We start from the raw sequence: 6,430 nt of genomic DNA on the forward strand, positions 1-6,430 counted from the left end.
TCCCCCGGTGACGTTTGTTGCCGGGTTTTCTCGTTTTTGGTCACTTACTCATCAACTCATTTCATTTGTTATATGAATGTTTCTTACCACCCTCACGCGACAAATATCATCACAGTTGATATGTCATACAATTTATGTTGCAACGCAAACGTTTCCCTATTTTCATAAACCGTATTTTATCGCTATGAAAAAGAAATTATCGCCATGATTAACTAAAAGTATTGATTTTTTCAGTTCAACCTACATATATTGCGCGCCGCGGAAGAAGTCAGATGTCGTTTAATGGGCAAATATTGCCCTTAAATTCTCTTTTACTTTTGATTTACAGAGTAAAGCGTTGGGATAATCTATCTTCCAAGCAGATTATTGTATTTGGGATCAAGATCACTGATAGATACATAACTTGTGTGTATCTTTCCGCCCTCAAATTATTACGGCGGTAAATGATTAAGCCATCGCCGATAGACAGATTTCATTTTTACGGTCAGGCACCTTCCCGGGCTGAACTTGCTAAAAGCTGAATTATTTGCATTCCTCCAGGAGAAATAGATGGAAACGACTCAAACCAGCACGATTGCGTCGAAAGACTCTCGTAGTGCCTGGCGCAAGACAGACACCATGTGGATGCTGGGCCTTTACGGCACGGCAATCGGCGCGGGCGTGCTGTTCCTGCCAATCAACGCCGGTGTTGGCGGTATGATCCCGCTGATCATCATGGCTATCCTTGCGTTCCCGATGACGTTTTTTGCTCACCGCGGCCTGACTCGCTTCGTACTGTCTGGTAAAAACCCGGGCGAAGACATCACCGAGGTTGTAGAAGAACACTTTGGTATTGGCGCAGGTAAACTGATTACCCTGCTCTACTTCTTCGCTATCTACCCGATCCTGCTGGTTTATAGCGTGGCAATCACCAATACCGTTGAAAGCTTCATGTCTCACCAGCTGGGTATGACGCCACCGCCGCGTGCGATTCTGTCGCTGATCCTGATCGTGGGTATGATGACCATCGTTCGCTTTGGTGAGCAGATGATCGTTAAAGCGATGAGTATTCTGGTATTCCCGTTTGTTGGCGTACTGATGCTGCTGGCTCTGTACCTGATCCCGCAGTGGAACGGCGCAGCACTGGAAACGCTGTCTCTGGACACTGCATCTGCAACCGGAAACGGTCTGTGGATGACCCTGTGGCTGGCAATTCCGGTAATGGTGTTCTCGTTCAACCACTCTCCGATCATCTCTTCTTTCGCCGTTGCGAAGCGTGAAGAGTACGGCGATATGGCAGAACAGAAATGCTCGAAGATCCTGGCATTCGCACACATCATGATGGTGCTGACCGTAATGTTCTTCGTCTTCAGCTGCGTACTGAGCCTGACTCCGGCAGACCTGGCTGCGGCTAAAGAGCAGAACATCTCGATTCTGTCTTACCTGGCTAATCACTTTAACGCACCGGTTATCGCGTGGATGGCTCCGATTATCGCGATTATCGCTATCACCAAATCCTTCCTCGGCCACTACCTGGGCGCACGTGAAGGCTTCAACGGTATGGTGATTAAATCTCTGCGTGGTAAAGGTAAGTCTATCGAAATCAACAAGCTGAACCGTATCACTGCGCTGTTCATGCTGGTAACGACCTGGATTGTTGCCACCCTGAACCCGAGCATCCTGGGTATGATTGAAACCCTGGGCGGCCCAATCATCGCGATGATCCTGTTCCTGATGCCGATGTACGCAATTCAGAAAGTACCGGCAATGCGTAAGTACAGCGGTCACATCAGCAACGTATTCGTTGTCGTGATGGGTCTGATTGCAATCTCCGCAATCTTCTACTCTCTGTTCAGCTAAGTCCTTTCGCGCCGCTTTCGGGCGGCGCTTCCTCCGTTTTAACGCGATGTATTTCCTATGATTAGCGTATTCGATATTTTCAAAATCGGCATTGGCCCTTCCAGTTCTCATACCGTTGGACCAATGAAAGCGGGTAAACAATTTACCGACGATCTGATTGCCCGTAACCTGCTTAAAGACGTGACCCGCGTGGTGGTTGACGTGTACGGCTCGCTCTCTCTGACTGGTAAAGGCCACCACACAGATATCGCCATTATTATGGGCCTGGCGGGTAACCTGCCGGATACCGTGGATATCGATTCCATCCCCGGTTTTATTCAGGATGTGAATACTCATGGTCGCCTGATGCTGGCAAACGGTCAGCATGAAGTGGAGTTCCCGGTTGATCAGTGCATGAACTTCCATGCAGACAACCTTTCTCTGCATGAAAACGGTATGCGCATTACCGCGCTGGCGGGCGATAAAGTCGTTTACAGCCAGACTTACTACTCTATTGGCGGTGGCTTTATCGTTGATGAAGAGCATTTTGGCCAGCAGGATAGCGCACCGGTTGAAGTTCCTTATCCGTACAGTTCAGCAGCCGATCTGCAAAAACATTGTCAGGAAACCGGGCTGTCACTCTCTGGCCTGATGATGAAAAACGAGCTGGCGCTGCACAGTAAAGAAGAGCTGGAACAGCACCTGGCGAACGTCTGGGAAGTCATGCGTGGCGGTATTGAGCGCGGTATTTCCACCGAAGGCGTGTTGCCTGGCAAACTGCGCGTTCCACGCCGTGCTGCGGCACTACGCCGGATGCTGGTCAGCCAGGATAAAACCACCACTGACCCGATGGCGGTTGTTGACTGGATCAACATGTTTGCACTGGCAGTGAACGAAGAGAACGCTGCTGGCGGTCGCGTGGTGACTGCGCCGACTAACGGTGCGTGCGGGATTATCCCGGCTGTGCTGGCGTACTACGATAAGTTTATCCGCGAAGTGAACGCTAACTCACTGGCTCGTTACCTGCTGGTAGCCAGCGCCATTGGTTCTCTTTATAAGATGAACGCGTCGATTTCTGGTGCCGAAGTGGGTTGCCAGGGTGAAGTTGGCGTGGCGTGCTCTATGGCGGCAGCTGGTCTGGCAGAACTGTTAGGCGCAAGCCCGGCGCAGGTTTGCATCGCAGCGGAAATCGCGATGGAGCACAACCTCGGTCTGACTTGTGACCCGGTCGCGGGGCAGGTTCAGGTACCGTGCATTGAGCGTAACGCCATTGCAGCAGTGAAAGCGGTGAACGCCGCGCGTATGGCACTGCGCCGTACCAGCGAACCGCGCGTCTGCCTCGATAAAGTTATCGAAACCATGTACGAAACAGGTAAAGACATGAACGCCAAGTACCGCGAAACCTCTCGCGGCGGCCTGGCGATGAAGATCGTTGCCTGCGATTAATCTCTCCCAGAGGCCTCGTTTTGCGAAGCCTCTTCCTGTTTTCTCAACCAGCCATAGCCTGTTCCGGCATCGAATGTTACCCTTATCGCCTGATCTTTAAGGGGGTTATCGTGGCTGTTCATTTGCTTATTGTCGATGCACTGAATCTTATCCGTCGCATTCATGCCGTTCAGGGTTCGCCCTGTGTCGAAACCTGCCAGCATGCGCTCGATCAGCTCATTATGCACAGCCAGCCAACTCACGCGGTCGCCGTTTTTGATGATGAAAACCGCAGTAGCGGCTGGCGTCATCAGCGTTTACCAGATTACAAAGCGGATCGACCGCCAATGCCGGAAGAGTTGCACGACGAGATGCCTGCATTACGCGCCGCCTTTGAGCAACGCGGCGTCCCGTGCTGGTCAGCCAGCGACAACGAAGCCGATGACTTAGCCGCCACACTGGCGGTCAAAGTGACACAGGCCGGGCATCAGGCAACGATTGTTTCGACAGATAAAGGCTACTGTCAGTTACTTTCACCGACATTACGTATTCGTGATTACTTCCAGAAACGTTGGCTGGATGCGCCATTTATCGATAAAGAATTTGGCGTTCAACCGCAGCAGTTGCCCGATTACTGGGGACTTGCGGGGATCTGCAGTTCAAAGGTACCGGGTGTTGCGGGAATCGGACCAAAAAGCGCCACGCAGCTGCTGGTCGAGTTTCAGAGTCTGGAAGGGATATATGAGAATCTGGATGCGGTTGCCGAAAAGTGGCGCAAAAAATTAGAAACCCATAAAGAGATGGCGTTTCTGTGCCGCGATATTGCCCGCTTACAAACCGATTTGCATATCGACGGCAATTTACAGCAATTGCGGTTGGTACGGTAACGGCGAGCCGGATACGCCGCAAATCGTATCCGGCATTATCACATCAGCGCATTTACCAGGCGGTATGGTAAAGCTCTACAATATCCTCAAGCGTTGCTTCACGCGGGTTGCCACCGGTACAAACATCATCCAGTGCCGCCTGAGCCAGTGCCGAAATGTCTTCCTTGCGTACACCAACATCACGCAAATGTGGCGGAATACCGACATCACGGTTGAGGGCAAACACCGCTTCAACAGCGGCATTACGCGCCCCTTCCAGGCTCATACCTTCCACTTTCACGCCCATAACGCGCGCGATATCGCGGTACTTCTCACCGGTAAAGTCAGCGTTATAGCGCATGACATGCGGTAACAGGATGGCGTTCGCAACACCGTGTGGAGTGTTATAAAACGCGCCCAGTGGATGCGCCATACCATGCACCAACCCTAACCCAACATTCGAGAAGCCCATACCCGCAACATACTGCCCGAGCGCCATTTCTTCTCCGGCATCCTTATCACCAGCAACCGATCCTCGCAGCGCCCCAGCAATGATTTCAATCGCTTTAATGTGCAGTGCATCGGTTAGTGCCCACGCGCCACGGGTAATATACCCCTCAATAGCATGAGTGAGCGCATCGACACCCGTCGCGGCTTTCAGCGCCGGAGGCATACCATCCATCATGTCAGCATCAATAAACGCCACCTGCGGGATATCATGCGGATCAACGCAAACAAACTTGCGCCGTTTTTCTTCGTCAGTGATCACGTAGTTAATGGTCACTTCTGCCGCAGTACCTGCTGTGGTGGGGATTGCCAGAATCGGTACACTGGGTTTATTGGTCGGGGAAAGCCCTTCCAGGCTACGCACATCGGCAAACTCCGGGTTGTTGCTGATAATGCCAATTGCTTTACAAGTATCCTGTGGAGAACCACCACCAATAGCGATCAGGTAATCCGCGCCGCTATTCTGGAATACACCGAGCCCTTCTTTGACGACAGTAATTGTTGGGTTGGGCACTACGCCGTCGTAAATCGCCCATGCCAGCCCTGCAGCATCCATCTTATCGGTCACTTTCGCCACCACGCCGCATTGCACCAGCGTTTTATCGGTGACGATCAGCGCCTTCTGATAACCACGGCGTTTCACCTCATCGGTTAAAGCCCCAACAGCACCCCGACCAAACCATGCCGTTTCGTTCAGAATCATTCTGTTAGCCATCATCCTTCTCCTTGTTGCTTTACGAAATTACTCTTCAATCCGTAACCCATAGGTTTTGAATTTCTCCAGCACTACGGCAATCTCTTCATCGCTCAGCACTGGCACCGGGTCCGTAATCGCCAGGGTCGTCAGGTAAAGTTGCGCCAGCACTTCAACTTCATGCGCCAGCCATAACGCTTTTTCCAGATTCACCTCACAAGCGATAAGCCCATGATGTTGTAACAAAGTTGCCTTACGATTTTTGAGAGCCAGCGCAACATGTTCAGAAAGTTCGCGTGTTCCAAAGGTCGCATAAGGCGCGCAAGGAATAGAATTACCGCCAGCCGCCGCAATCATGTAGTGAATAGCGGGGATCGATCGGTTAAGAATGGAAACTGCCGTGCAATGAACGGCATGATTGTGAACAACCGCGTTGGCATCCGGTCTGCTTTGATAGGCTGCCATATGGAAACGCCATTCGCTTGAGGGGAGCTTTCCTTCCTCATGTTTACCGTTGCCATCAATAAAGACAATATGCGACTCCGTCAGTTTTTCATATGGAATGCCTGTAGGCGTAATCAGCATCCCATCCTGATAACGTACACTGACGTTCCCCGCTATCCCCTGGTTCAGTCCCAGGCGGGTCATTTCCAGGCAAGTGTCAATAATCTGACGAGCAAGTTTATTTCGTTCCATTAGCTACCTCTCTCTGATTCAAAACAGGGCAATAATGTTGTTCCTTTCACACTATTGAATTAGCCGTTTAATTACCCACCATCTTCTTCCTGATTAACAAGAAAGAAATTCACAAGCTTATATTTTGTGACCTAGCTCAACTAATCACAGTAAATAACTGCAAGTTCTCTTTTTATAACCCCGTTAAAAATGACCGCTCTTAAAAATATTTATCAAAACGGTCATTTTTCCATTTCCCCTCGCCAGAAATGCCCGTTTTCGGCACAAACAATTAATACGGTCATCTGGTTTGTGTTTTTTATGATTTATTTTCTGAAACGGGCATGAAATTTCGATTATTAAAGTGATGGTAGTCACATAAAGTCACCTTCCAGCTAATAAGTGTGACCGCCGTCATATTACAGAGCGTTTTTTATTTGAAAAT

5 protein-coding genes are annotated in these 6,430 nt (G+C 50.4%); 3 read left to right on the forward strand and 2 right to left on the reverse strand.

All coding sequences use genetic code 11. The annotated features are described in order from the left end of the window. Positions 1–549: 549 nt before the first annotated feature. From sdaC to xni, 3 genes are all read left to right on the forward strand, one after another. Entirely contained in the window at positions 550–1,839 is a 1,290-nt protein-coding gene (gene sdaC, locus ACUU1M_RS17860; protein ID WP_000450476.1) for an HAAAP family serine/threonine permease SdaC, read from the forward strand. A 57-nt stretch (positions 1,840–1,896) separates the two neighbouring features. Beyond that, entirely contained in the window at positions 1,897–3,264 is a 1,368-nt protein-coding gene (gene sdaB / locus ACUU1M_RS17865; RefSeq protein ID WP_000626404.1) for an L-serine ammonia-lyase II, read from the forward strand. A 110-nt stretch (positions 3,265–3,374) separates the two neighbouring features. Next, positions 3,375–4,130 carry a flap endonuclease Xni gene (xni, locus tag ACUU1M_RS17870; RefSeq protein WP_024260800.1) on the forward strand — a complete coding sequence of 252 codons (756 nt, stop codon included), beginning with the start codon at positions 3,375–3,377 and terminating at the stop codon, positions 4,128–4,130. Between the two features lie 52 nt (positions 4,131–4,182). Here the strand turns inward: xni and fucO are convergent, their stop codons facing one another. After that, positions 4,183–5,331, reverse strand: a complete 1,149-nt coding sequence (fucO, locus tag ACUU1M_RS17875; RefSeq protein WP_005051592.1) for a lactaldehyde reductase — start codon at positions 5,329–5,331, stop codon at positions 4,183–4,185. Between the two features lie 27 nt (positions 5,332–5,358). Next, a complete protein-coding gene (gene fucA / locus ACUU1M_RS17880; RefSeq protein ID WP_000440764.1) occupies positions 5,359–6,006 on the reverse strand; it encodes an L-fuculose-phosphate aldolase in 648 nt (215 codons plus the stop codon). Positions 6,007–6,430: the final 424 nt, after the last annotated feature.

The organism is Shigella sp. SIG6, from assembly GCF_053555815.1.

Coding starts and splice junctions, on each gene's coding strand:
- fucO (WP_005051592.1), bottom strand. CDS start 5,331: ATGGCTAACAGAATGATTCTGAACGAAACGGCATGGTTTGGTCGGGGT.
- sdaB (WP_000626404.1), top strand. CDS start 1,897: ATGATTAGCGTATTCGATATTTTCAAAATCGGCATTGGCCCTTCCAGT.
- sdaC (WP_000450476.1), top strand. CDS start 550: ATGGAAACGACTCAAACCAGCACGATTGCGTCGAAAGACTCTCGTAGT.
- fucA (WP_000440764.1), bottom strand. CDS start 6,006: ATGGAACGAAATAAACTTGCTCGTCAGATTATTGACACTTGCCTGGAA.